The organism is Saccharopolyspora soli (genome assembly GCF_022678645.1).
Classification (GTDB): Bacteria; Actinomycetota; Actinomycetes; order Mycobacteriales; family Pseudonocardiaceae; genus Saccharopolyspora; species Saccharopolyspora soli.
Genome location: NZ_JALBWV010000004.1, coordinates 117910 through 143790, shown reverse-complemented (window position 1 = coordinate 143790; position 25881 = coordinate 117910). Strand labels below are relative to the sequence as shown.

Below are 25881 nucleotides of genomic sequence, written 5' to 3'. Positions count from 1 at the left end.
ACCTAATCTTCGACGGATGGACGATCTGCATCCAAAGGAAGTGGTCCGTCGCGGCTACGACGCGGTGTCCTACCACTACCGCCGGGATGACGCGGATGACGGCCAGTACGCGCCGTGGATCGCTCGACTCAGCAGCTGCGTCCCAGCCCGCGCCGACATCCTCGATCTGGGCTGCGGGTGCGGCGTCCCGGTCGCCCGTTCCTTGGCCAGAGCGGGACATGCGGTCACCGGCGTGGATTTCAGCGCGGTGCAGGTGCGGCGAGCCCGCAACCTCGTCCCGGAGGCGACGTTCATCCAGGCAGACGCGACCGGGGCAGCATTCCCCGCAGCGTCCTTCGACGCGATCGTCTGCCTCTACATGTTCATCCACCTGCCGCTCGACGAGCAGCCGCCGCTTTTCGCGCGGATTGCCATCTGGCTGAGGCCCGGCGGATGGCTGCTCGTCACGACCGGCCACGGAGCCTGGACCGGATCCGAGCCCGACTGGCTCGGCAGCGGCGCCACCATGTGGTGGAGCCACGTCGACTCCGCCACCTACCGTGCCTGGATTTCGACGGCGGGCTTTGGTGTCGTCTCCGACGAATTCGTTCCGGAAGGCGCTGGTGGGCACACGCTGTTCTGGGCCAAGCGCCGATAATCCACCGAAAGCCGAAGGCTCCCGCAGGCGGAACCTGCCGCGATTTCAGAAGTGGATCGTGATGGTTCGTCCGCGGGCCGTTCCGGAGGTGGCCGCTGTGGCCGATTTCGCGCGAAATCGCTGGAGTGATGCTGGCCGGAGATCAGTCGGTTGCGCCGGTGCGGGCATGCCGATTCGGGCGATTGCCCGGATGCTGGGCGGAACGCGGTCCGGCCCCGCAGCGGCTAGCTGGCGGGCCAGATCAAGGCGGGCGTGGTGCCGCAGCGATCGAGTACCAGTCGTGTCCTGGTCTCGTCAGCCCAGGCGGTAAGGCATTCGCGGACCGAGATGGACTTGATGGTGTCGGGGAAGCTGCGACCCGTCGGCTGCATGCCGATGTCGATCGAGTGGTTGGCCCCGCCGGTGTTGTAGTCGGTAACCTCTTCGACCCGGTCCCCGTGTGCCACGCTGATGATCAGCGCGGTGCCCTTGCCGTCCGGGTGAGTGTCCTGCAGCCGCCCGACGAGGTGGATGCGTTCGTCCGACCCGCGCCGGACCTCGCCCTCCGCGTATGCGCCCGCGATGTCCGTTGAAGTGCCCGTCGTCGTCCACCGCACGTTCTCGGTGGCCGACCCGCCGAACAACCTCTGCACCACGCCGTACTCGACCAGCAACACGATGACGCCAGCCATCGCCGCGCTCGCAAGGGATACGAGAAATCCCACGGCCAGCCGTCTGCTACGTCCCGACAGCTTGGTTCCACCCGGCATCCGAACCATCCAACCCACAGTCTGGGAGCGCAATCCACGCTGAACCACCAACAGGCACGGGGACTGGCAGCAGTTGGCGTGCACCACGCAACAATGACGAAATAGGTGACAAGTCCGCCCCAGCTTGCTGATCAACTTCGCCGACCGGAACCCGGTTATCCGGAATCTCCCGGAAAAGCCGAACCCTCGGCGAATCCCTACCTCCGAACGGCTCACCTGACGCGCGCAAGAAGGCTCTCGAATGCGTCGAAAACTGCAATTCCACACCGTAGAGCGCAAGGTCACGCGAACCAAGTCCGCACGGTGCTACTCGCAGCCACGTCAGGCGGCCCGCAACGAATGTGCCTCATCCATCCGTACCCGAAGGGTGGGACGACATCGCTGTTGTTCCCGTCGGCGATATCAGCCGCCGACGAGACAGGGCCGACGTGACCCTGTAGGACATCCCGCAACGACGCGGGTAGCCCATTCCACGTGACCACGTCGGCCCCTTTGCTTGTTGCGAGGTTCCACCCGGCCACCGCTGAGATCACCCGCGCTTGATCGGCAGCCACAACGGCGAGCAGCGTCGCACTCAACTGCGGGCTGCCCCAAATTCGCGGGCTTTCGGGCAGGTCACGAGGTTGACGTCTGTAACACTGGCGGTGTAACACTGACTGCGTCGTGATTCTTGCGGTGCGCGAGGTTGCGGAGAGGTGTGGCGTGACGGGAACAGGCGGACCGCTGGCCGGGGTCAGGGTCGTGGAACTCGCCGGTATCGGTCCGGCGCCTTTCAGCGCGATGCTGTTGGCCGACCTGGGCGCCGACGTGGTGCGGGTGGACCGGCCGACCGCCTCGGACAACACGCACGACCTGCTCAACCGCGGCAAGCGCTCCGTGCAGGTGGATCTCAAGCACGAGCGTGGTGCGCAGGCAGTGCTCGCGCTTGCCGAGCGCGCGGACGTGCTGTTGGAAGGGCTGCGGCCCGGTGTCACCGAGCGGTTGGGCGTGGGCCCGGAGCAGTGCTGGGCGGTGAACCCGAAGCTGGTCTACGGGCGGATGACCGGCTGGGGCCAGCACGGTCCGCTGGCGGCCACCGCCGGGCACGACATCGACTACATCGCGCTCACCGGCATGCTGCACGCCATCGGCCGCAAGGGCGGCCCGCCGCAGGTCCCGGCGAATCTGCTCGGTGATTTCGGCGGCGGCGCGATGTATCTGGCGGTCGGTGTGCTCGCCGCGCTGCTGGAGGCCCGCACCAGCGGTCGTGGCCAGGTGGTCGATGCGGCCATTGTGGACGGTGCGGCGCACCTGGGGACCATGCTGTTCAGCATGCTGGCAACCGGTGGTTGGCGCACCGAGCGCGGCACGAACCTGCTCGACACCGGTGCCCCGTACTACGACATCTACGAAACCGCCGACGGCGAGTACGTCTCGCTCGGCGCGCTGGAACCGCAGTTCTACGCGGAGTTGCTGGATCGACTGGGGCTGGCGGGCGAGATGCCCGACCGCGACGATCCGGCGAACTGGCCGCAACTGCGCGAGCGGCTCGCGGATACCTTCCGGCAGCGCACCCGCCAGGAGTGGGCCGAGGTGTTCGCCAACTCCGATGCGTGCGTCGCCCCGGTGCTGTCCATGGCGGAGGCCGAAACGCACCCGCACATCGTGGCGCGCGAGACGCTGGTGCGGCGCGACGGGGCACTGCAACCGGCGCCCGCGCCGCGGTTCAGCCGCACTCCCAACCCGCCGGTGCGATCGGTGGCCGCGTCCGGAGCCGACGCCGAAGCGGTGGTGCGGGACTGGAAGATCCCGATCGAACTACTCGAATCCGGCGCGATCAGCCCAGGGAAATCATGAGCGCCGATACCACCGCCAGCCTCCGACCGGGGGTGGGATGGCAGGAAGGTTCCCTTCCTCGCACCCGCCCGCCGACCACGGCTGGACCTGGCCGGGCGGTGACAGGAAGGTTCCCATGCTGCGGTCTCGCCGGGGCCGCGGTGACAGGAAGGTTCCCTTCCTCGCATGACCGGCGCGGACATCGAAAGGAAGCTTGAACCGATGCGCAGGGAGTTGTTCGAACCCGAGCACGAGGCGTTCCGCGAGACGGTGCGCACGTTCATCAACAAGGAACTCGTGCCGCACGTCGAGGAGTGGGAAGCCGCCGGGATGGTCAGCCGCGAGGCGTGGCTGGCCGCCGGTGCTCAGGGGCTGCTCGGCTTCGCCGTTGACGAGCAATACGGCGGTGGTGGCGTCGACGACTTCCGGTTCAACGCGGTCTTCGACGAGGAACTGGTCAACGCGGGCATCTCCGGCTTCGGCTCCCCGCTGCACAACGACATCATCGCGCCGTACCTGATCAAACTGGCCACCGAGGAGCAGAAGCAGCGCTGGCTGCCCGGTTTCTGCCGGGGTGAGATCATCACCGCGATCGCCATGACCGAGCCGGGCGCGGGCAGCGACCTGCAGGGCATCCGCACGACCGCGGTGCGCGACGGTGACGACTTCGTCATCAACGGGCAGAAGACGTTCATCAGCAACGGCATCCTCGCCGACCTGGTGATCGTGGTGGCCCGCACCGACCCGGACGCCGGGCACGAAGGCATCAGCCTGCTGGTGGTGGAGCGCGGCACGCCAGGCTTCGAACGCGGCCGCAACCTCGACAAGATCGGCCAGAAGTCGCAGGACACCGCGGAGCTGTTCTTCAATGACGTGCGGGTGCCAGCGCGCAACCTGCTGGGCGTGGAAGGCCAGGGCTTCATCCACCTGATGCAGAACCTGCCGCAGGAGCGGCTGTCGATCGCGGTGGCTTCGGCTGCCTCCGCCGCGAAGGTCCTGGAGATCACCAAGGACTACTGCCGGGACCGCACCGCATTCGGCCGTCCGATCGGCAAGTTCCAGCACGTCCGCTTCGAGTTGGCCGAGATGGCCACCGAGGTCGAGATCGGTCGGGTGTTCGCCGATCGTTGCGTCCGGGACCACGTTCGCGGTGAACTGGATGCCGAGCACGCCGCGATGGCCAAGTGGTGGCTCAGCGAACTGAACAAGCGGGTCGTGGACCGCTGCCTGCAACTGCACGGCGGCTACGGCTACATGGCGGAATACCCGGTCGCCAAGGCGTACCTGGACACCCGGATCCAGACGATCTACGGCGGCACCACCGAGATCATGAAGGAGATCATCGGGCGTTCAATGGGATTCTGACCCCGGAGGGAGGCAGTGCGCCATGGACTGGATCGTCTCTCCCGACCATGACGGGCGCGCGCTGTCCGATGTGCTGCCGTCGCTGCTCGGCGCGATGGGGGTGCCGCGATTCGCCGACAGCATCGGATTCCCGGCCTGCCGAAACGCTGCGGTGCTGCTGATCGATGGACTCGGCTGGGACCTGCTGCGCGAGCACGCGGCGGATGCGCCGTTCATGGCGAGTCTGCTGACTTCCCCGCCGTTGAAGGCTGGCTTCCCGACCACCACGGTCACCAGCGTCACCTCGCTGGGCACCGGCAGATGCGCTGGCGAGCACGGCTTGGTCGGTTACACCTTCGCCGAGCCCTCCGGCGGACTCCTGCACCCGCTGAGCTGGGGAACGCACGGCACGGTGCGGGATTCGGCCGGAAATCGCCGCAGCCTGCTGGACCGTTGGCCGCCGGAGCAGGTCCAGCCGACACCAACGATGCTGGAACGAGCGGCGGCGGCAGGCATCGACGTACGAACCGCGGTGCCTGCCGAATTCAAGGGCACCGGCCTGACCCGGGCGGCGTTCCGCGGTGGCGAGTTCCACGGCCTGCACGCGCTCGGCGATTTGGCTGCCCAACTGCTCGCCGCACTCGGCGCCGGTGGCCCGGTGTTGTGCTACGGCTACCACGGCCACCTCGACCTGCTCGGACATGTGCACGGCCCCGGCTCGTTGCCGTGGCGTCTGCAACTGACCCAGATCGACCGGCTCGTGACGACGTTGGCGGAGCGGCTGCCCCCCGCTGCTGCGCTGGCCGTTGTCGCTGACCACGGCATGGTCGAGGTCGACCCGGCCGAGGCACTGGATGCCGACACAGATCCGGCGTTGCAGGCAGGTGTCCGACTGCTCGGCGGCGAGGCCCGTGCTCGACACATCTACGTCGAACCCGGTGCGCTGGCCGACGTGCACGCCGCGTGGCGGGAGCGGATCGCGGACCGCGGCGTGGTGCTCACCGGTGAGCAGGCGATCGACGAGGGCTGGTTCGGACCCGTGGTCGCCGACCAAGTCCGCCCGCGCATCGGCGACGTGCTGGCGATCATGCGGGACTCCGGGGTGATCCGATCGGTGGTCGAGCCGGGAGAGTCGGCGCTTCGCGGGCAGCACGGCTCGCTCACCTCGGCCGAGCAGTTGGTTCCGGTGCTGATGTTGGGCGGGTGAGCGGATGAGTGATGAGGGGCTGTTCGGACCGCAGACCGTGACGTGGCAGCTGCATGCCGATCCGACGATGTGGGTCGCTGGGATTTGCAGCCTGTACTTGCAGGCGCTGCATCCTCGCGCGGTGGCCGCTGTCGTGCAGAACTCGCGGTTCCAGGACGACCCGCTGGGACGTCTGATGCGCACCGGGAACTTCGTCGCCACCACGACGTACGGCACGACGACCGAAGCCGAGTCCGCTGCCGAGCGGGTTCGCCGGGTGCACCGCAAACTCCGGGCGACCGACCGGCGAACCGGCACGGAGATCCGCCTCGACGAACCAGATCTGCTGACGTGGGTGCACTGCGCCGAGGTCACGTCGTTCGCCAGCGTGGTGCGGCGCGCCGGATTTCCGCTGACCGACGCACAGCTGAACCGCTACTTCGACGAACAACGCCGGTCCGCCGAACTGGTTGGCCTCGACCCGGCGGAGGTGCCGGGATCGACCCGCGAGATGGCGGAGTACTTCAAGCAGGTGCGGCCCGAGCTGCGGCGAACGGCCGACTCCGATCTGGTCTACCGGTTCCTGCACCGGCCGTTCGCGCCGTGGTGGCTGCTGCCGGTGAATGTCGGCTACCTGCCGCTGGGCCACCTGGCGTATTCGGCGCTGCCGGGGTGGGCCCGCGGGCTGCACGGCCGCGCGGCATACCCGGCGCCGGTCGTCGCGGCCGGACTGCGCGGGTTCCGCGCCACCGGTCTGGCCGTCCCGGACCAGGTGCGTTACCGCTACCCAGGTGACCACGTCCTGCGCGCAGTGGAACGCCTGGGCAAGACGGCCCTGCCGTCGATCAAAGCCCTCGCCCACCTGCAGCCGTGAGGGCCCGGCCCGAGAGCAAGGGAACCTTCCTGTCACCGAAGCTCGGGCGGAGCCGCAGCGTGCGAACCTCCTGTCAGTTGCCGGGCTCGTCGTGGGAGCAAGGGAACCTTCCTGTCACTTGCCCCGGCCGACTGGCGGTGCGGCGCACGAAATCGGGGGCGGTGGCAGCGGTCGGGTGACAGGAAGGTTCCCTTCCTCTGGTCAGGACCGCTGCGGAGCTCGATCCTGGGAGTGGGGCGGGGCACAATCGTCATAGCGGGGACATCTTGTCCACCTCTTGTATCTATGTTGTGAACAACCTAGGGTTCTCGATGACCGAAACGGCTCTTCCGTAAGTCGGAATCCCTCTCGGGAGGCTGAACATGCAGTCGACCAGCGTCGAGGCCGAGCGGCCCGCGCTCGATCAAGTCGTGCCGCGGTTCCAGGCGGTACTTCCGCCGAACGCGGTGATCACCGATCCGCAGCGGCTGCGCACCTACGAATGCGACGGGCTGGCGAGCTACCGGGTCGTGCCCGCCGTGGTGGTGCTGCCCGAGACCGCCGAGCAGGTCCGCCAGATCGTCCGGATCTGCGCTGAGCACCAAGTCCCGTTCGTCGCCCGCGGTTCCGGCACCGGGCTTTCCGGCGGCGCGCTGCCGCACGCTTCCGGTGTGCTGGTGGTGACCTCGAAGATGCGGCGGATCCTGGAGGTCGACCTGGCCAACGAACGCGCCGTGGTGGAACCGGGGGTGATCAACCTCGATGTCACCAAGGCAGTCGCCCCGCAGGGCTACTACTTCGCGCCGGACCCGTCCAGCCAGCAGGTGTGCTCGGTGGGCGGCAACGTCGCGGAGAACTCCGGTGGCGCGCACTGCTTGAAGTACGGGTTCACCACCAACCACATCCTCGCCCTCGAAGTGGTCACTCCCGACGGCGACATCGTCGAACTCGGCGGCGCCGCGCGGGAAAACCCCGGCTACGACCTGTTGGGCGCGTTCATCGGCAGCGAGGGCACGCTGGGCGTGGTCACCAAGATCACCGTGCGGTTGTTGCGCAAACCCGAGGCGGTGCAGACCCTGCTGGCTGGCTTCCCGTCGACTGACGAGGCGGGTGCGGCGGTGTCGGAGATCATCGCCGCCGGAGTCACCCCGGCGGCCATCGAGATGATGGATGCGCTGGCCATCGAGGCTGCCGAACAAGCCGTGCAGTGCGGTTATCCGGACGGCGCGGGAGCGGTGCTGGTCGTCGAACTGGACGGCCCGGCAGCCGAGGTCGAGCACACCTTCGCCGAGGTGAAGCGGCACTGCGAGGCCAACGGCGCGTTCGAGATCAGGGTGGCCGCCGACGACCAGGAGCGGGCGATGATCTGGAAGGGCCGCAAGTCGGCCTTCGCCGCGGTGGGCCGCATCAGCCCCGACTACATCGTGCAGGACGGGGTGATTCCGCGGACCGCGCTGCCCGAGGTGCTCGGCCGGATCGCCCGGCTGTCCGCCGAGTCCGGGGTGCGGGTCGCGAACGTCTTCCACGCCGGGGACGGCAACCTGCATCCGCTGGTGCTCTTCGACGACGCCGAACCCGGCGCCAACGAACGAGCCGAGGAGGTCTCCGGCGCGATCCTCGACCTGTGCATCGAGCACGGTGGTTCGATCACCGGCGAGCACGGGGTCGGCGCGGACAAGGTCAAGTACATGGGCCGGATGTTCACCGCCGACGACCTGGACACCATGCAGCGCGTGCGCTGCGCCTTCGACCCGGTCGGAATCTGCAATCCCGGCAAGGTCTTCCCGACGCCGAGGCTCTGCGGCGAGGTACCCGGACCGCGGCGCGGCGTGCACCCACTCACCGAGGCGGGATTGGCGGACCAGTTCTGATGGCCACTAGGACCGAGGATGCCGCACGCGAAGCGCTGAAGGCCGCGCTGGGCGCTGATTGCGTGCGGGAGGCGACTGCGGCCGACACCGTTTCCGACGTCCGTCCACAATGGGTGGCCACTGTGGACGGAACTGAACGGGCGTCGATCGCGATGAAGATCGCCGCCGAGCACGGCTTGCGGGTGGTGCCCAAAGGATCCGGCAGCAAACTCGACTGGGGGACCGCGCCGGATGCCGTCGATCTGCTGCTCGACGTGTCGGCTGCTGACGGCGTCGTCGACCACGCCGCGGGCGACCTGGTTGTGCACGCCCTGGCCGGAACGCCGATCGTCGAGGTCAACGAGGTGGTGCGCAGCGCCGGGCAGCAGCTCGCGATCGACCAGCCGCTGCCGACCGCGACCCTCGGCGGAGTAATCGCCACCGGCACGTCGGGGCCGTGCCGCCACCTCTTCGGTGGAGTGCGCGATCTGCTCATCGGCATCACGGTCGTGCGGGCCGACGGCACGGTGACCACCGCAGGCGGCAAGGTCGTCAAGAACGTCGCGGGCTACGACCTCGGCAAGCTCTACACCGGCTCTTTCGGCACGCTCGGCGTGATCACCGAGGCGATCTTCCGGCTCCACCCGGCTGCCGCCGAACACCGCTGGATCGTCATCGAGGCCGACGACACCGCATCGGCCGCGGCTGCCGCCGACATCGTCCGGCATTCCCAAGCGATGCCCACCGCCATCGAAGTCGACCGTGCGGGGCCGAGCGGGCCGATCACGATCTGCGCGCAGCTCGAAGGCCGACCCAACGCCACGCATGCTCGCGCGGTCGAACTGGCCGCTGTTCTCGGAGACCGCGCAGCAGTGCTCGAACAGGCTCCTGCATGGTGGGGGCAATACCCGTTCGATCCGGCCACTGGGATCGGTCTGCGCGTGGGGGCAGAGCCAGCCGCGCTGCCCCGGCTGCTGAGCGTCGTGCAGGAAGCTGCTTCGGCAAGCGGTCTGCCAGTGGCGTTGCGTGGCGCTGCCGGTCTCGGCGTGCTGCACGCCGGGCTGCCCGGCGATGCCGATCCGACCGCAGTCACCGAACTCGTCGCAGCGCTGCGGTCCCGCTGCGACTACGCGGTGCTCGTCCGGGCACCGCGGGGAGTTCGCGAGTCGATCGATCCGTGGGGGTCGATCTCGCCGGGTTTGTTGACCTTGATGCGTCGGACCAAGGACCAGTTCGACCCGGAACACCGGCTCGCACCAGGTCGGTTCGTGGGAGGAATCTGATGACCGAGACCCCGGCCCGTCCAGGCGCCTTCGACGCGTTGCACCCACCGCAGCGCGAACTAGTCGACGACTGCGTCCACTGTGGATTCTGCCTGCCCAGTTGCCCCACCTACGACCTGTGGGGCGAGGAGATGGACTCGCCGCGCGGGCGCATCTACCTGATGAAGGAAGGGCTCGAAGGCGAGCCGTTGACCGACAACATGGTCGGGCATTTCGACGCCTGCCTCGGCTGCATGGCGTGCGTGACCGCCTGCCCGTCCGGTGTGCAGTACGGCACGCTGATCACCGAGACCCGAGCCCAGGTCGAGCGGCGGCACCAGCGAGGACGCTGGGAACGCTTCCTGCGCGCAGCGATCTTCACGCTGTTCCCGTATCCACGACGGCTCAAGGCGATGCGCGGACCGCTCGCGCTCTACCAGCGACTCGGCATCGGCGCTCTGCTGAAGCGGACCGGGCTGCTGGCCAAACTGCCGGACGGACTGCAGGTGATGGAATCCCTGGCTCCGCCGATCAACCGAGCGCCGAAGCTGGGGCACCGGGTTCCCGCGCAGGGCAAGCGCCGCGCGGTCGTCGGGATGATCACCGGCTGCGTGCAGAGCGCGTTCTTCCCCGACGTCAACGCGGCAACGGCGCGCATCCTCGCCGCCGAAGGCTGCGACGTCGTGATTCCGCCAGCGCAAGGGTGCTGCGGCGCGCTCAGCGAGCACACCGGTCGGGAGCCGGAGGCGATCAAGCTCGCCCGCCAACTGCTGGACACCTTCGAACAGTCCGGTGTGGACTACGTCGTCATCAATTCGGCGGGCTGCGGGTCCACGTTGAAGGAGTATCCGCGGCTGCTCCAGGACGATCCGGAATACGCCGAGCGCGCCAAGCGGTTCTCCGCCCGCGTGCGGGACATCTCCGAACTGCTCGTCGAACTCGGTCCGGTTGCCGAACGCCACCCGCTGCCCGTGCAGATCGCCTACCACGATGCGTGCCACTTGGCGCACGGACAGGGCATCCGTTCGCAGCCGCGGGAGTTGCTGCGAGCGATCCCCGGACTCGAAATCAAGGAGATCAACCGCGGTGAACTGTGCTGCGGTTCCGCCGGGGTCTACAACCTGCTCCAACCGGAAGCCGCGCGTGAACTCGGCGACCGCAAGGCCGAGAACGTCCTCAACACCGGAGCGAAACTGCTGGTGACAGCCAACCCGGGATGCTCGATGCAGATCCGCACCGCACTGGAGCGCCGCGGCGAGCGCCTCGCGATGGCGCACACCGTGCAGGTGCTCGACGCGTCGATCAGCGGCCATCGCGTCGAATCCTTGCTGCACGACTGATCCGGGTGCTTTCCGGAGCGAGGCTGGCGAGTTGATCGCCAGCCTCGTGTGTTTCCTAAGGAGTATTGGCCGCGGATTCTCCCCGCACCACAATCGGGTCGGGCAGCCAACGGCGGTTGCGGTTCTGGCGCGGCACTCATATCCACAATGGACTATTGCGACGCCTTCGAGTGCCGAGCGCTGGCCGCCGATGTGCACCCTGATCGCATTCTTGTGGACTGAGGAGAGTCTGAATGCTGTTTCGCCCGAGAAACATCGCCGTGGGCCTGATGCTCGCCCTCGGTGTGGCCGTGGTGCCCGGTGCGCAGGCAAGCCCCTCGGCGGCGCCGACCGTTGCCGCTCAGGACATCGTCGACGTACCGGTGAGCTTCCAGGTCCGCAACATCAACCGGTCCGCGGTGGGATGTCCGACCGACGGCAAGTCCTACACGATCCGCGGCCACCTGACCGCGCCGCGCGAGGCGCTGACCGCCCGCGAGCCTTCGATCACCCTCTACCAGCACGGCATCGCCTCCGGCGAGTGGTACTGGCGGCTGCCCGTCGATGGCTACAACCACGTGCAGGAAATGGCCGAACGGGGCCAAGCGTCGCTGACCATCGACCGCATCGGCTACGACCGCAGCGGCAAGCCGGACGGCATCCTGACCTGCATCGGCGCCCAGGCCGACATGACGCACCAGATCATCGAGCAGTTGCGTTCCGGCAGGTATGCGGTCGACGGCGACCGGCTGCGCCCGCCGAGCTTCGACCGGATCGCGGTCGCCGGGCACTCCAACGGCGGGCAGGTCGCGCAGATCACCGCCTACTCCTTCCAGAGCGTGGACGCGTTGGTCATCATGGGGTGGACCGACCTGGGACTCACCCCGCAGGCGTTCGAACGGTTCTCGGCGGCAACCCAGAAGTGCCTGCCCGGTGGCGAACCGTCCGAGGCACCTGGTGATCCGGGCGGCTACATCTTCTACGACAACGGCACCCCGGAGTTCCTCGCCGGTAACTTCAACGATGCAGAACAAGCCGTGCTCGACGCGGCGGCGCCGCTGCAGAACCGACACCCCTGCCAGGACATGCTTTCGCAGTTGGGTGGCGTGATGATCGACATCAAGCGGATCCCGGAGATCACGGTGCCGGTGTACTTCATGTACGGCGAGAACGACGCCCGGGTCGTCGGCGGCGCGGAACACCGAGCCCTGTTCACCGGTGCGGAGAGCACGGAGATGCTCGTGGTCCCCGGCGGCGGTCACTACTTCGACCTCGACCGCAACGGCCCGATGGCGGTCGAGGGCCTGTCGACCTGGCTGCGCAACCAGAACTTCGGCATCACCAGCTGACCCACCCACAACACACCGCTCGCACTGCCACGCCGTGCGAGCCAAGGGACCTTCCTGTCACGCCCCCGACAGGAAGGTTCCCTTCCTACCCTTCGCCGGGCCTGAGATGACAGGAAGGTTCCCTTCCGCACGTCAGCACCGCGGGGCCGTGTCCCTGGTGGTGACAGGAAGGTTCCCTTCCTCGCATAAACCGCCGCTCCCGAGGTCCGAGTCGAAAGTGAACCTTGTTCGCATCCCCTGCCTGGCCGGTGGGTGGGATGACAGGAAGGTTCCCTTGCTCTCGCGGTCCCGGAAGGCTGGGCGGGTTGTGGGGTTCTGGCGGCCGATCGTGCGATTTCAACTCATCTTTACTTTTGTGAGTGTTTACTCGTACTCCGTTCCAATGTGAGTATCAGCTCGTATCTTCTATCGGGTTGGCGACAGCACCGCCAACAGCCAAGAGAGGGACTCCACGCGATGCTTGATTCGGGCAACAGCCCGCCCCCAGAACCCGCGTTGGCACGCCTCGGTCGGTTCACTATCCGGCGCCGGTGGTGGACCCTCGCGGTCAGCCTGGTCCTGTTCGGCGTGACGTTGGTCGGCGCCTCGGGAGCGCTGAGCGCGCTTTCGCTCTCCCGCTTCGAATCACCGGGCAGCGAGTCGCTGGCGGCCGCCGAGGTGCTCGACCGGGAGTTCGGCACCGGCGGCCCGAACATGTTGCTGCTGGTGACCGCGAAGAACGGAACCGTGGACGACCCGGCAGTGGCTGCGGCGGGGCGCGCGCTCACCGACGAACTGCGCGGTCGTCCGGAAGTCGCGGAGGCCGATTCCTACTGGTCGCGCGGGGCAAGCCCAGTGCTGCGGAGCACGGACGGCAGGCAGGCCCTGGTCCTCGCACGCCTTCCGGGTGATGCGACGCAGACCCGCGGCATCCTCCGCGACCTCTCCCCGCAATTCACCAGGGACGCCGGTGCGGTCACCGTCGAGGTCGGCGGCCGGGAGGAAGTCTTCCGGCAGGTCGGGGCGCAGGCCGGGCAGGACTTCATCCGGGCCGAAATGCTGATCTTCCCGATGGTTTTCGTGCTGCTGGTGCTCGTGTTCCGCGGATTCGTCGCGGCGCTGCTGACGCTGGGCATCGGGGTGTTCGCGATGGTCGGCACCATGGCGGCACTGCGATTGACGACCGCGGTCACCGAAGTCTCCACCTTCGCGCTCAACATCACCCTTGCGATGGGGTTGGGCCTGGGAGTCGACTACTGCCTGTTCGTGATCAACAGATTCCGAGAACGGCTCCGCAACGGCGACTCCCGAGAGGACGCGATCGTCCACAGTGTGCAAACCGCGGGACGCACCGTGCTGTTCAGCGGTCTGACGGTGGCGATATCGCTGCTGGGGCTGCTGCTGTTCCCGTTCCCATTCCTCCGGTCGTTCGCCTATGCGGGTTTCTTCGTCGTGTTGTTCAGCGTCATCGGCGTGCTCTTCACCCTCCCGGCCGCGTTGGCCTTCGTCGGCCGCGCCGTCGGCGGCGGTCTGCTGCGGCGCCGCAAGCCCAAGCCGAGCGGGGAAAGCGGGTTCTGGCATCGCACGGCGCTCATCGTGATGCGTCGACCAGCGACCTTCGGTGGTGCAGTGATCGTCATCCTGTTGGTGCTCGGATCACCGATCCTCGGGCTGCAGTTCGGCCTGCCGGACGACCGCATCCTGCCGCCCAGCGCATCGAGTCGACAGGTCTCCGAAGAAGTCCGGGCCAACTTCGGCGTGGAAGAGTCGGACGCCGTTCACCTCGTCGCCTCGGACGCCGGGGATCCGAACCAGTTGCGGCCTGGGGTCGAGGGCTACGCAACCGCACTGTCCCAAGTGGAAGGTGTGGCGCAGGTCGACACGATGGCTGGCAGGTTCGCCAACGGACAGCGGGTCGACGGCGTTCCTGCCGAGTTCGACCGGTTCACCAGCGACACCGGAACATGGTTGTCGGTCGTGCCCAGCACCGAGATCCTGGAGACCGACCCGTTGGGCTTCGTGCAGAACATCCGCGACGTGCCGCCGCCGTTCGCGGTGCAGGTGGGCGGCTATCCCGCTGAGCTGTCGGACTTCCGGGCGGCGCTGCTCGACCGGCTGCCGTTGGCGTTGCTGGTCATCTTCGGGATCACGTTCATCATCCTGTTCCTGATGACCGGCAGCCTGGTGTTGCCGCTGAAAGCGACCGTGCTGAACCTGCTGAGCCTGTCAGTCATGTTCGGCGCCCTGGTCTGGGTGTTCCAACAGGGCAATCTGTCCGACGTATTCGGGTTCACCGCCACCGGAACACTCGAGACCAGCATCCCGATCCTGATGTTCTGCATCGCCTACGGGCTGTCCATGGACTACGAGGTGTTCATGATGTCCCGGATCAAGGAGGAGTACGACCGAACCGGCGACAACGAATCGGCGGTCGCGGTGGCCATCGAACGCAGCGCACCGCTGATCACTGCCGCTGCCGCCATCCTCGCGGTGTCCTTCGCGACGTATGCGGCCTCGGGCGTGGTCTTCCTGAAGATGCTGGGGATCGGTCTGGCGTTGGCCGTGCTGGTCGACGCCACGCTGATCCGTGCCGTGCTGGTGCCAGCGTTCATGCGGCTCGCGGGCAATGCCAACTGGTGGGCGCCCGAGCCGCTGAAGCGGATCCACGCGCGGTTCGGAATCAGCGAAGCGGGCCCGACGCAGCCCCCGACAAGGGTGGAGGCGCCAGCCGCAGTCCGCTAGTCCTGTCAGCCGCTCGGCCCCCGCACCTCGGTGCGGGGGCCGAGCGTTTTCCTACGTCGACTCCGACGCGGGGGCTGCGGCGCGTGAGCAAGGGAACCTTCCTGTCACTGCGCCCCGGATAGCCGATACCAGAAGCCGGATGCAGCGACCTTCCTCTGATCAGCACCCAGGCGGCGGCGATCGTGCCGTTGACGTGCAGAAGGGAACCTTCCTGCCACGCATGCACGCCCCGCGGGTGACAGCAAGGGAACCTTCCTGTCACCCGCGGGGCTTCGCAGGGGGTCGGTGAGGGTGGGTTGATATGCAGAAGGGAACCTTCCTGTCAACGATCGGCAGGAAGGTTCCCTTCTGGGGCGGTCTGGTCAGTAGCCCATGGCGAAACCGCCGCTGACTGGAACGGTCGCGCCGGTGACGTAGGACGCCGCGTCGCTGGCGAGGAACGCGACGACCGCCGCCACTTCGGCCGGGCTGCCAGTGCGACGCATCGCGGTCATCCGCAGCAGGTCCTCGCGCCGGGCTTCCGGCAGCCGGGCCGACATGTCGGTGTCGATCAGCCCCGGAGCGACCAGGTTCGCCGTGATACCCCGGCCGCCGAATTCCCAGGCGAGGGAGCGGGTGAGCCCGAGTAGCCCGGATTTCGAGGCACCGTAGTTGCTCTGCCCCGGCGCGCCGAGGAACCCGATCATCGAGGACACGAAGATGATGCGCCCCCACTTGGCCGCCAACATCCGCCGCGAGGCACGCCGCACGACGCGGAATGCCCCGGTCAGGTTGGTGTTCACGACGTCGTCGAAGTCCGCGTCGCTGAGCCTGGGCAGCACGTTGTCTCGGGTGATGCCAGCGTTGGACACCAGCACTTCCACCGGACCCTGCTCGGCTTCCACCCGCTGGAACAGCTCAGCCACGTCGTCGGGCACGGTGACATCGGCGCGCACCGCGAGGAAATCGTCCGCCGGCTGTTCGGACCGGTAGGTGATCGCGACACGGTGACCGGCCGCTGCGAAGGTCCGGGCGATCTCTCGCCCGATACCTCGGTTTCCTCCGGTGACCAGCACTGATCGCGTCATGCGCACACTCCTTGCCGGTCGAGTTCCGCGGCTGCGGTAGCCGAGTCGGTGAAGTGGACGGCGTGCCAGCCCGCCGCCTGCGCTCCCGCGCAGTTCGCCGCGAGGTCGTCGACGAGCACGCAGTCCGCCGCGGGAATGCCGCAGCGGTCGGCGGCCAGCGCGAAGATCTCGGCGTCCGGTTTTCGACAGCCGATTTGGAAGGACAGCACGACGTCGTCGAACAGTTCCGGGGACACCATGCGCCGCCACTGCTCGTCCCAGCTCGGCGGCATGTTTGACAGCAATCCGACGAAAACGCCGCGTTCCCGGAAGTCCCGCAACGTGCGCACCCACGAGCTGTTGGGCGGTCGGCCAGCGAACCAGCGCTCGCCGAAGCGGGAGAGATCGACTACGGCACCGTTGTCCGCACGCACTTCCTCCGCCACCTGCTTGGCCCAGTCTTCTTCGCTGATCAGCGGAATGTCCAACGGCGCCATCGAATCCGTGCCGTAGCGGTCGCCGACCTTGCGCATCGCGGCCTGCAAGGCCGCCGCTGGCACGCCGATGTTCGCGGCGAACGCGGCGAACGTTTCGTTGACCGGTGGTGTCAGGACACCGCCGAAGTCCGTCCACACCGCACGAACGGTCATGCCGCCGCCCCAGGATGCCGCGAAATGCCGGGCAGGTCGGCGAAACCGACCGCGACCGTGGCGATCAGCGCGCCGTTCTGGTGGAACTGCACTTCCAGCTCGTCGCCGCTCGGCTCGGAAACGTCCAAGGTGGTGGGCGAATCGAGTTCGGCGAACCGGATGAACTCGCCGCGGAACGACGTGCAGCGCAGCCGGGTCGCCGCGGCACCGGTGCCGTCGTCCAGCGCGAGCAGCGAGATCTGCCGAGCCGCCTCGAAAAGGCTCATCGCCGGGTAGTGGTCGTATTCGTGGTCGAACAAGCTCCTGTTGCGGGGTGTGACGCCGAGCTGCGCCGACGCGCAACGGCCATCTCGCCTCGCGTTGGTGAGCACCACGTTCTCCTGGAGCTTCCGCCCGAACAGGTGCGGGCTGACCGGAACTCCGGCCGGGGTTTCGGGAAGCGACGAGGACATCGGTGGTTCACTCGCGCGTTGCCGCACGCGCAGCGCGCGGAAGGCGTTCTTCGACACCGCGCCCGCGTCGATGTGCGCGGTGCCGACAGCTCGTCCGGACAGCGTCAGCTCCAGGTCCAACGAGAACCCGCGAACCTGCCCGCCACGCGTCTGGACGTCGGTGAACTCGACGCGCGTGCGCAGCTCGCCGGGTCTGGTGCCGATGGTGAGCGCGTCCAGGTCGGTGAGCTGGATCGACATCGACTTGACCAACAGCGTGGCGGCCAGCGGCACGTCGAGTACCACGTGCGTGCCGTAGGTGCCCCCCTGTCGGCAGCATTCGAGCAGTAATAACGGATCGAACAGCTCCGGTCGAGCCGCGTGATCGGTGTAATAGGCGTGGTAGAGCGGCAGTTGCGCGTCCACGGTGAATTCGTACTGTCCAGTAGTCTGAATTCCGGTTACGAACACCTCGGAGAGCGCCCAGCGATGCACCATCTCCCGGGCTACGGTGTGGCTGTAGGTGGTCGCAGAGGTTCCCAATTCAACGGTTTCGGTGCTCATCTTTCCCTCCAGAGATCACGCCGACAGCGGCGGGCGTTGAGCGGAGTCGAAATAGTCACACAATGGACCGAGGCAAGTAGATTTTACCGAAACTTTACCGTGGCTTCCGCTACTAACCGGTAGGTGGCAGCAGATGGTCGTCGTCGCTTTGTTCACCGCGTCAATTCTTGAATTCGCACGGAGTTTTGCGAAAATATTTCGCATATGACGCTTGACTGTTCCTTCCGTGATGCGCAGCTTGCTGGCGATTTGTCGGTTGCTCATCGCCTGGGCCACCAGATCCACGATCTCGCGTTCTCGCGCGGACAGTTTGTGGCCGCACTGCAGCCTCGCCCGGATCGCCTGGACCTGGGCTGCGTCGAGCCGTCCCGGCGACGGAGCTCGGCGAGTGCGGCGCAGGCACCCGAGCAAGTCCTCCAACGTGCTGTCGAGATCCGTCAGCTCGGTCACTCCGACGGCGCGTAACGTGCTGGTCAGCTCGGCCGTGACCTGCGGAACCAAGGCGATGATCCGCGTGCCCGGCGAAGCCAGCCGGATGCGAGCGATGTTCGCGATCAGGTAGTTGGACGGCACCGTGCAGCCGACCAGGGCGATGTCCGGCCGATGGTGCTCGGCAGCGTCTAAGTCGGCCTCCGAATCTAGGTCTTCTGCGATTTGCAGATTCTCGACAGGTAGCAATGTGCGTGCCACCGTTTGGTGCAGCAGCTTGTTCTCAATGCGCAACAATAATCGAGTTGGATCCTCGAACCTCGGTTCTCCCACGGCATCCCCCAGGATTGCTCCATCGGACAAGAACGCAAGTCATCCGCTGCTGGAATCGCCTGGTAGCGGGTGACGAGTAAAGTGACGGTTTGCTCGCCGGACCGCGAGCGACATTAGCTCAATGTGAGCAATCACTTGCAACTTGTTGTGATCCAGATCACTCAAATATCGAGCGCGGGTTCGTCGAAACATTTCGGCCGACCAATTGTGCTGGTCGAGCTGATGTCACCTAAGTAGTATTCCGGGCCGGAATCCGGCTCGTAAGAATGTTGGCGCACGCGAAACCGCCGTCTCGCGGTGCGCCAATGTTGCCGTCCTGCGCGATCGGCTCTTCTTTCCGTGCGGCAAATGGAGTATTCGACGAGTTCTGCAGGAGGCTGCGCGTGAACATCGAATCGGGCGGCACGTTGGTCGTCGGCGCCGGGCCCACCGGGCTCACCGTGGCCACCGAGCTGATCAGCCGGGGACATCCGGTCCGGGTGATCGATCGCGGCGAACGCCCGCATCCGCACTCGCGGGCAATCGTGCTCTGGCCACGAGCCCTGGAAGCCCTGCGGCGCTGCGGCGCCGCCGACGAGATCGTGGATCGCGCGCTTCCGCTCAGAGCGGCCAACTACTATACCGGCGGGCGCCGCGTCGCCCGGTTGCGGCTGGACGGGCTGTCCGGTACTCGATACCGAACTCCGTTGTCATTTCCGCAGAAGGAGACCGAAGCGGTGTTGCGACGCTGCTTCGAGCAGCGCGGCGGGAAGATCGAGTACGGCGTTCGGATGAACTGGCTGCGGCCGGAGACCAGCAGCGTGCACGCCGGACTGGAAGACGCATCCGGTGACTCCACAGCGGAGTTCGACTGGGCGGTGGGCTGCGACGGCGCGCACAGCCACACGCGGGAACAACTCGGTGTCGAATTCGAGGGCATGCCCTACCAGGAGACCTTCGCGCTCTCCGACGGCGAGTGCGAAACCCCGCTGGCGCAAGATGAAGCGCACTACTTCATGACACCGCACGGCGTGCTCGTCGTGGTCGGACTACCCGGTGGGCTGTACCGGGTGTTCGTGAGCATGCCACCGGGAGCCGATCTGTCGAACTTGGACGCCGTGGTGCAGCAGGCCGCAGCGCAGCGCTGCCCGGTTCCGGTGCGGCTGGTCGGCGAACAGCAGACCGGGAGCTTCCAGGTGAACCGCCGCGTCGCGAAGCGGTTCCAAGTCGGCCGAGTGCTGCTCGCGGGCGACGCCGCGCACGTGCACAGCCCGGCCGGTGGCCAGGGCATGAACACCGGTATCGAAGACGCCCAGTCCCTTGGTTGGCGGCTCGCGTCGGCCGAACCCGGCTCGGCAGGTATCGCGGGTGTGCAGGCTTGGGCCGCTGAACGTCGATACGTCGCCGAGCGGGTGGTCGCCGATACCGACCGGCAGACGAAGATGTGGATGCTGACCGGCTGGCGGCGCAAGGTCCGCGACGGTGCGCTCGCAGTCGCCTCGCGAACGGGAGTGCTCGACCGGGCCATGCCGCCGCGCATGGCACAGCTGGCGCTGGCCTATCCGGGCAGCGAAGCCGGGATTGGCGTGCTCAAACCGGGAACGCGGCTGCCGGACGTGCCGCTGGGCGACGGGAAGTGGTTGCACGACTCGCTCACCGGCAACGCTCTCGTCCTGGGCTGCGCTGCCGACCGGCGTTCCGCGGACATGCTGCCCGCTGTGCGCGGAAGTGCCACGAAACTCGCGGCGCAGTGGACTGCGAAGCTGGGCACGGAAGTGGACGTCGCGATCCTGCGCGCCTCGCCGCCCGAATCCGCGACCGACCTGTTCGACGCGGCCGCGGCGGCGCACCGGCTGCTCGGCATCTCCGAACCAGCACTGGTCGTAATACGCCCCGATGGGGTCGTCGCACACGCAGCTCCGGCGACCGGCCACATCGGACGGTGAAGTACAAGCGACGAACCGCAGGGGACCGAAGTGCGCAGCAGCGAAAGCGTTCTGGACGAACTCAAGAAGATGGTCGTCGAACTCACCGATCTACCGGCTCGGGCGCTCACCGCCGAAGCGTGCCTGACCACGGATCTCGGCCTGGACGAGCTGTCCCTCGCGCAGCTCCTCACCGAAGCCGAACAGCGGTTCGGGGTCCAGATCCCGGACCGCGTTCTGCGCCCGGGGCTGCGGGACCTGGCCGACTACATCCTGACCGAGGCACGGAGGAAAGACGCATGAGACTGGGCTTGCAGCTGACCAGCTTCAACTACCCGAAAACCCCGCCCGCGAAGCTCTTCGAACGGATCGCGGCGACCGCCCGCACCGCCGAGGAAGCAGGTTTCGAGCTGTTCGCGGTGATGGACCACCTGATGCAGCTCCCCCTGCAAGGTGCGCCGAACGAACCGATGCTCGAACCGTACACGCTGCTGGGCGCGGTCGCGGCGAGCACCGAGCGGATCCGGCTCGGCACCTTGGTGACCGGCGTGACCTACCACAACCCGGCGCGGCTGGCCAAAACCGTGACCGCGCTGGACGTCGTTTCCGGTGGCCGCGCGCTGCTCGGCATCGGGGCAGCGTGGTTCGAGGAGGAACACCGCCGCTACGGCTACACCTTCCCGAGCGTGCAGCAGCGGTTCGAGTGGCTCGAAGAAGCGCTGCAGATCTGCCGGTCGATGTTCGCCGGAGAACCGACGACCTTCCGCGGCGAGCATTACGCGGTCACCGACGCGTTCAACGAGCCGCAGCCGGTGCACGTGCCGCCGATCCTCATCGGCGGTGCCGGTGAACGCCGAACGATTCCGCTCGCGGCCAAGTACGCCGACATCCTCAACCTCAACTGCGGCTTCCCCGACATTCCCCGGAAACTGGCGGTGCTGCGCGAGAAGTGCGCCGCAGTGGGGCGGGATTACGCCGCGATCAACAAGAACGCGCTGGCAGTGGTGTTCCTCGGGCGGACGACCGAGGAGGCGATGGCCAAGCGGGACGCCTTGCTCGCCAGGCAGCGGCTCGGCGTCGCCTCGGGGCGCGGGCTGCCCGCGGCACTGACCAGCCGGATGATCGTCGGGGATGCCGATTCGGTGGGCGAACAGATCCAGGGGTTGATAGAGCTGGGACTCGACGGCGTGATCGTCAACCTGCCCGGCGACAGCCACGAGCCGGACCGGCTGGCCCATGCTGGCGGGATCCTGCGAGCCGCGCTCGGCGGGGCCGTGCGCGCAGGTGGTCGCTAGCGGGATCTTCCGCGGCTGGGTTGTTGCCTCAGCCGACCCGTTGCGTCAAGTAGTCGTGGAAGATCTGCTTGACCTCGCCGACGACAGCGGCCCGCTCCGCGCCCGAGGACACGATGATCAACGGCAGTACGCCCCGGAACACCCCGACCAGCACGCGTGCGGTGCGCACCCGCTGGTCCTCCGGCAGTTCCGGGGCGCGTGCCGCGAAGATCGCGCTCAGCCGGTCGATCACCGCTTCGCGGATGTGCAGCGGTTTGGTCGCCACCTCGTCCGGGGTGTTGAACAGCGCCTGAAAACCCGGATTCGACAGGTTGAAGTCGATCATCGGGTCGAGCATTGCGTCGATCAGCTCGGGAAGCGGCAGCCGGGCGTTTTCGGCTGCGAAGGCGGTGCGGTGCGCGGCCTGCAGCTGTCGCAGGTAGCGATCGGCGAGCGCACGGGCGATCTCTTCCTTGTTCGGGAAGAACTGGTAGAGCGAGCCGGGTGAGGATTCGGCGCGGGCCGCGATCGCGTTCGTGGTGGCCGCGGCGTAGCCGACGTCACCGAACACTTCGGCGGCAGCGTCCAGCAGCAGCTCGATGCGTCGTTCCCCACGCGCCTGCCTGCGACGTTGTGGTGCCCGATTCGCCATCTCCGTCACCTCCTGCGCATCACCTTCACGAACGGCGAAGATGCGACCATTCGCTCACATTCTCCGCTGACAGTAGCGGGTGCCAAGCCCCCCGGCGGGCTTCGGGTGCGAGCAAGGGAACCTTCCTGTCACCCAACGCTGGAAAAATTCCGTTGAGCCCACACGCGATCAGCCCGATATGGCAGAAAATTCGTGATAGTCCCTTTTGGTCAGTCCGTCTGGTATGGGCCCCGCTGCGGGGACGTTGAGGATCTGCGCGGAGGACGCACGGCGGCGGCCCGCCGCACGGACCGGAGGCGAACCCCCGGCACCGCACGGCGGGCCGACCCACGGTGTTGCGGGACCGTCGGGATCAGCGGATGTGGGGACGGTAGGCGTCGTTGACGTCCATCGGAGCGGCGCCGCCTGCGTTGCCGCCGCCGGGGATGTGGATGGTGTCGCCGACAGCGACGGCAGCGGTGCCGTGGCGGGGTACTGGCATGGGGGCCAACTGCTGCCACCGGTCATGCTGGGTGTCGTATGCCTCGGTCTGGTCGAAGACGGTGTTCACGCCATCAACCACGTTGCCTTCCCCACCGAAGGTGTAGATGACCCCACCGACGGCGGCGGCCGCGATACCGCCCCGCGCGGTCGGCATCGGGGCGCGTTCGACCCACTGGCCGCCACGCAGGTCGAGGGCGTAGACGGTGTCACGCACGTTGATCTGGCCGCGGTCGCGGCCGCCGAGCACGTACAGGGTGTGGCCGACGACCGCGCCGCCGACGTGGTCGCGGGCCTCGGGCAGGTCGGGCAGGTTGGACCAGCGGCCAGTGGTGACGTCGTAGGCGCTGACCGTGGCGACCGTGTCCTGCAGGCCGCCAGGGCCTGGGGTCAGGGTGCGCATGCCCCCGGCGAGATAGATCCGCGTGTCGAACACACCCATGGCGGCGCTGCCTCGCTCGGTGCCCTCGGGCATCGGTGGCAGCGGTGTCCACCTGCTCGTCGCGGGATCGTAGACATAGCTGTCGCGCAACGCCTGCCACGACGCGCCACCGGACAGACCGCCGAGGACGTAGAGCTTGCCACCGACCGCTGCGACGTTCGGATGGTTCATCGCCACTGGTAGCGGAGCCGCGTTACGCCAGGTGTTCCGCTTGGTGTCGTAGACCTCGACATCGCCGACGGTGACGGAACCGCCGATCCCGTCGGGCCGGATGCCGCCAATCACGTAGACGTCCTGGCCGATCGCGGCGACGCTGTGCTCCTGGCGCGGCCCACCTGCGATCGGCGCGAGCTGCATCCAGCCGTCGGCGTATACCGGCGCCGTCGCGATCGGTGCCGACACCACAGGACGCCCCAGGTGACCGGGGTGCGCGTGGGCCACACCGACTTGCAGGCCCAGCGCCGACGCCAGCGTGACGCTGACGGCTATCGAGGCGATCCGGCGCGGGGTCGCTCCGTCGGTCTCACGTCGGCGGATTTTCGGGGAATTCATGGGCTTTACTTCCTCGTCGTCACAGTCGGAACCCGCCGCTGGCCTCGATGCGCTGGCCAGTGATCCAGCCGGTGCCATCACTGACCAGCGCGGCGACAGCGGGGCCGATGTCGGCCGCATGCGCGATGCGGCCGAGCGCGGTCATGCCGGTCATGGCCCGCTGGACGTCTTCGCTGGCGCGGAGGTACCCGCCCGCGAAGTCGGTTGCCACCGGTCCGGGAGCGATGGTGTTGACCGTGATGCCGCGCGGGCCGAGTTCGGCGGCCCAGTAGCGGGTGAGGACCTCGATGGCGCCCTTCATGGACGCGTACACGGCGTAGGGGGAGGTGACGAATCTGGCCAGGCCGGAGGAGAAGTTGACGATGCGGCCGCCGTCGGCCAACAACGGCGTCCCGCCGGTGGTGAGGGCCTGGGTGAGCAGGTAGACGCCCTTGAAGTGGACGGCGAACAACTCGTCGATCTCGTCCTCGGTGGTGTTGCCGAGGGTGGTGTTGCCGGAGAAGCCAGCGTTGTTGACGAGGATGTCGAAGCTGTCGCGGCCCCACCGGGCACGCAGCCTGCTGCGCAGCGCGTCGGTGAAGTCGGCGAAGCTGCTGGTGCGGGTGGTGTCGAGCTGGATCGCCTCCGCCTTGCGGCCGTGGGCGGCCAGTTCCTCGACGACCTCCTTCGCCTCGTCCTCGTGGGAGCGGTACGTGAGCACGACGTCGACGCCGACGACGCCTAGCGCCTTGGCGACAGCTCGGCCCAGGCCACGGTTTCCGCCCGTGATCACCGCGATCTTGCCTGTTGGGTCAGACATGGGGTTCCTCTCGCTTCGCGTCGAATCGGTGGGACGACACGATCGTGACCTCGGGTGGTGAGCAGCGGGAGGCGCTGCTTACCCAGGTGATGACGTCCCCTGGATACGGGCTGCGGGACCGCTGATACTGGCGGGGTGGAACTCGCGGAGCTGGGAACATTCCTGCGCAACCGACGCGAACGGGTACGTCCGCAGGACGTCGGCCTGCCAGTCGGCCCGCGCCGCCGCGTGTCCGGCCTGCGCCGTGACGAGGTCGCCCAACTCGCCGGTGCCTCCACCGACTACTACATCCAGCTCGAACGCGGGGCCGCCCAGCCCTCGGAGCAGATGCTCGCCGCGCTGGCCCGCGCGCTGCGGCTCACCCACGACGAACGGGACTACCTGTTCCGACTCGCCGCCCGGCCACTGCCATCGCAAACCGGATCCTCCGCGCACGTGCAACCCGGCATGCTCGACCTGCTCGACCGACTACCCAGCACCCCTGCGCAGGTCATCACCGACCTGCAGGTCACCCTCGTGCAGAACCCGCTGGCCCGAGCACTGCTCGGCGCCCCACCCGAAACCCGTGGCCCGCGAGCCAGTTTCCTGTACCGGTGGTTCACCGAGCCCGACAGCCGCCGCCTCTACCCGCCCGAGGAGCACGATCACCATTCCCGCGCATTCGTGTCCGACCTGCGTGCCGTGGTCGGCCGCCGTGGCCGAGACCCGCAGGTCACCGACCTGATCGACAACCTGCTGCGGTACAGCTCCGAATTCGCCGAACTCTGGGCACGGCAGGACGTAGCCGTACGCCGCAGCGACCGAAAGCGCATCGTGCACCCCAGCCTCGGAGTCCTCGACCTCAACTGCCTGACGCTGTTCAGCGAAGACGGGCAACAACGCCTGCTGTGGTTCACCGCGCCGCCGGGTTCAGCAGCGGTCGAACAGCTCGAACTCCTGTCGGTCATCGGCCTGCAACAGCTCACTCCGGACACCGACCCGCCCAGCGATCCCAAGCGGGCAGGAGGGTCCATCTCATGATCGGTGCCGCACTGTTCGGTCGAGAAGTGCCCTCGCGCCGATGTCGTGCGTTGAGCGGTTCAATCGTGTTGGTGCAGCAGATCATTCGGCTGCTCCCGAAGTCGTAGTCCAAGAACAGCACGAAATCTTTCCACACGTTTCGCCGAAGTCGCCTCATGGCACGGTATTTGCCGCCGTTGCGCGGAAAATCCACCATAGACGCCGCAGCCGCCGAATCGGC

The 25881-nt window shown here is 67.5% G+C and carries 23 protein-coding genes; 14 read left to right on the top strand and 9 right to left on the bottom strand.

Annotated elements, in window-relative coordinates; all coding sequences use genetic code 11:
* Nucleotides 1–16: 16 nt before the first annotated feature.
* Complete coding sequence (locus MOQ72_RS04655; protein ID WP_242180753.1) at nt 17–637, top strand: class I SAM-dependent methyltransferase; 621 nt, start codon at nt 17–19, stop codon at nt 635–637.
* Between the two features lie 224 nt (nt 638–861).
* Here MOQ72_RS04655 and MOQ72_RS04650 read toward each other — a convergent pair whose 3' ends face one another.
* Entirely contained in the window at nt 862–1386 is a 525-nt protein-coding gene (locus MOQ72_RS04650; RefSeq protein ID WP_242180751.1) for a hypothetical protein, read from the bottom strand.
* 702 nt (nt 1387–2088) lie between these two features.
* Between MOQ72_RS04650 and MOQ72_RS04645 the strand changes: the two genes are divergently transcribed.
* The 9 genes from MOQ72_RS04645 to MOQ72_RS04605 all read left to right on the top strand — a co-directional run bounded on the left by MOQ72_RS04645 (nt 2089) and on the right by MOQ72_RS04605 (nt 15085).
* Entirely contained in the window at nt 2089–3222 is a 1134-nt protein-coding gene (locus MOQ72_RS04645; RefSeq protein ID WP_242180750.1) for a CaiB/BaiF CoA transferase family protein, read from the top strand.
* A 201-nt stretch (nt 3223–3423) separates the two neighbouring features.
* Nucleotides 3424–4566, top strand: a complete 1143-nt coding sequence (locus tag MOQ72_RS04640) for an acyl-CoA dehydrogenase family protein (protein WP_242180749.1) — start codon at nt 3424–3426, stop codon at nt 4564–4566.
* 22 nt (nt 4567–4588) lie between these two features.
* Nucleotides 4589–5752: an alkaline phosphatase family protein gene (locus tag MOQ72_RS04635; protein ID WP_242180748.1), complete on the top strand. Its 1164-nt coding sequence runs from the start codon at nt 4589–4591 to the stop codon at nt 5750–5752.
* A 4-nt stretch (nt 5753–5756) separates the two neighbouring features.
* Complete coding sequence (locus MOQ72_RS04630) at nt 5757–6605, top strand: oxygenase MpaB family protein (RefSeq protein ID WP_242180747.1); 849 nt, start codon at nt 5757–5759, stop codon at nt 6603–6605.
* Nucleotides 6606–6967: 362 nt separating this feature from the next.
* A complete protein-coding gene (locus MOQ72_RS04625; RefSeq protein ID WP_242180744.1) occupies nt 6968–8455 on the top strand; it encodes an FAD-linked oxidase C-terminal domain-containing protein in 1488 nt (495 codons plus the stop codon).
* A complete protein-coding gene (locus MOQ72_RS04620; RefSeq protein WP_242180743.1) occupies nt 8455–9717 on the top strand; it encodes an FAD-binding oxidoreductase in 1263 nt (420 codons plus the stop codon). Before MOQ72_RS04625 ends, MOQ72_RS04620 begins: the two co-directional genes overlap by 1 nt.
* Nucleotides 9717–11036, top strand: coding sequence for a (Fe-S)-binding protein (locus tag MOQ72_RS04615; protein WP_242180742.1), 1320 nt, complete (start codon nt 9717–9719; stop codon nt 11034–11036). The genes MOQ72_RS04620 and MOQ72_RS04615 overlap by 1 nt, the downstream gene beginning before the upstream one ends.
* A 233-nt stretch (nt 11037–11269) precedes the next feature.
* Entirely contained in the window at nt 11270–12364 is a 1095-nt protein-coding gene (locus MOQ72_RS04610) for an alpha/beta hydrolase (RefSeq protein ID WP_242180741.1), read from the top strand.
* 456 nt (nt 12365–12820) lie between these two features.
* Nucleotides 12821–15085, top strand: coding sequence for an MMPL family transporter (locus tag MOQ72_RS04605; protein WP_242180739.1), 2265 nt, complete (start codon nt 12821–12823; stop codon nt 15083–15085).
* Between the two features lie 362 nt (nt 15086–15447).
* On the opposite strand, the gene fabG is transcribed toward MOQ72_RS04605, so the two are convergent.
* From fabG to MOQ72_RS04585, 4 genes are read right to left on the bottom strand one after another with little or no spacing between them, the layout of a single operon-like run.
* Nucleotides 15448–16152: a 3-oxoacyl-ACP reductase FabG gene (fabG, locus tag MOQ72_RS04600; RefSeq protein ID WP_242180738.1), complete on the bottom strand. Its 705-nt coding sequence runs from the start codon at nt 16150–16152 to the stop codon at nt 15448–15450.
* A complete protein-coding gene (locus tag MOQ72_RS04595; RefSeq protein ID WP_242180736.1) occupies nt 16149–16781 on the bottom strand; it encodes an HAD-IA family hydrolase in 633 nt (210 codons plus the stop codon). The genes fabG and MOQ72_RS04595 overlap by 4 nt, the downstream gene beginning before the upstream one ends.
* Nucleotides 16778–17776: a ScbA/BarX family gamma-butyrolactone biosynthesis protein gene (locus MOQ72_RS04590; RefSeq protein WP_242180733.1), complete on the bottom strand. Its 999-nt coding sequence runs from the start codon at nt 17774–17776 to the stop codon at nt 16778–16780. The genes MOQ72_RS04595 and MOQ72_RS04590 overlap by 4 nt, the downstream gene beginning before the upstream one ends.
* Before the next feature lie 15 nt (nt 17777–17791).
* Nucleotides 17792–18568, bottom strand: a complete 777-nt coding sequence (locus tag MOQ72_RS04585) for a LuxR C-terminal-related transcriptional regulator (RefSeq protein ID WP_242180732.1) — start codon at nt 18566–18568, stop codon at nt 17792–17794.
* A 353-nt stretch (nt 18569–18921) separates the two neighbouring features.
* Between MOQ72_RS04585 and MOQ72_RS04580 the strand changes: the two genes are divergently transcribed.
* From MOQ72_RS04580 to MOQ72_RS04570, 3 genes are read left to right on the top strand one after another with little or no spacing between them, the layout of a single operon-like run.
* Nucleotides 18922–20463 (top strand): FAD-dependent oxidoreductase, encoded by a 1542-nt coding sequence (locus tag MOQ72_RS04580; RefSeq protein ID WP_242180725.1) that lies wholly within the window; start codon nt 18922–18924, stop codon nt 20461–20463.
* A 30-nt stretch (nt 20464–20493) separates the two neighbouring features.
* Nucleotides 20494–20745 (top strand): acyl carrier protein, encoded by a 252-nt coding sequence (locus tag MOQ72_RS04575; RefSeq protein ID WP_242180723.1) that lies wholly within the window; start codon nt 20494–20496, stop codon nt 20743–20745.
* The gene (locus MOQ72_RS04570) at nt 20742–21737 is read left to right on the top strand and encodes a TIGR03560 family F420-dependent LLM class oxidoreductase (RefSeq protein ID WP_242180721.1); all 996 of its coding nucleotides are present in this window, start codon (nt 20742–20744) and stop codon (nt 21735–21737) included. Before MOQ72_RS04575 ends, MOQ72_RS04570 begins: the two co-directional genes overlap by 4 nt.
* 28 nt (nt 21738–21765) lie before the next feature.
* On the opposite strand, the gene MOQ72_RS04565 is transcribed toward MOQ72_RS04570, so the two are convergent.
* The 3 genes from MOQ72_RS04565 to MOQ72_RS04555 all read right to left on the bottom strand — a co-directional run bounded on the left by MOQ72_RS04565 (nt 21766) and on the right by MOQ72_RS04555 (nt 24641).
* Nucleotides 21766–22368: a TetR family transcriptional regulator gene (locus MOQ72_RS04565; protein WP_242180719.1), complete on the bottom strand. Its 603-nt coding sequence runs from the start codon at nt 22366–22368 to the stop codon at nt 21766–21768.
* A 352-nt stretch (nt 22369–22720) separates the two neighbouring features.
* The gene (locus MOQ72_RS04560; protein ID WP_242180717.1) at nt 22721–23842 is read right to left on the bottom strand and encodes a Kelch repeat-containing protein; all 1122 of its coding nucleotides are present in this window, start codon (nt 23840–23842) and stop codon (nt 22721–22723) included.
* 19 nt (nt 23843–23861) lie between these two features.
* Nucleotides 23862–24641 carry an SDR family NAD(P)-dependent oxidoreductase gene (locus MOQ72_RS04555; protein WP_242180715.1) on the bottom strand — a complete coding sequence of 260 codons (780 nt, stop codon included), beginning with the start codon at nt 24639–24641 and terminating at the stop codon, nt 23862–23864.
* A gap of 135 nt (nt 24642–24776) precedes the next feature.
* Here MOQ72_RS04555 and MOQ72_RS04550 point away from each other — a divergent pair, with 135 nt between their 5' ends.
* Nucleotides 24777–25661, top strand: a complete 885-nt coding sequence (locus MOQ72_RS04550) for an MmyB family transcriptional regulator (protein ID WP_242180714.1) — start codon at nt 24777–24779, stop codon at nt 25659–25661.
* Here the strand turns inward: MOQ72_RS04550 and MOQ72_RS45525 are convergent.
* Nucleotides 25603–25857: a transposase gene (locus tag MOQ72_RS45525; protein ID WP_372495283.1), complete on the bottom strand. Its 255-nt coding sequence runs from the start codon at nt 25855–25857 to the stop codon at nt 25603–25605. The genes MOQ72_RS04550 and MOQ72_RS45525 overlap by 59 nt on opposite strands.
* Between the last annotated feature and the right edge of the window lie 24 nt (nt 25858–25881).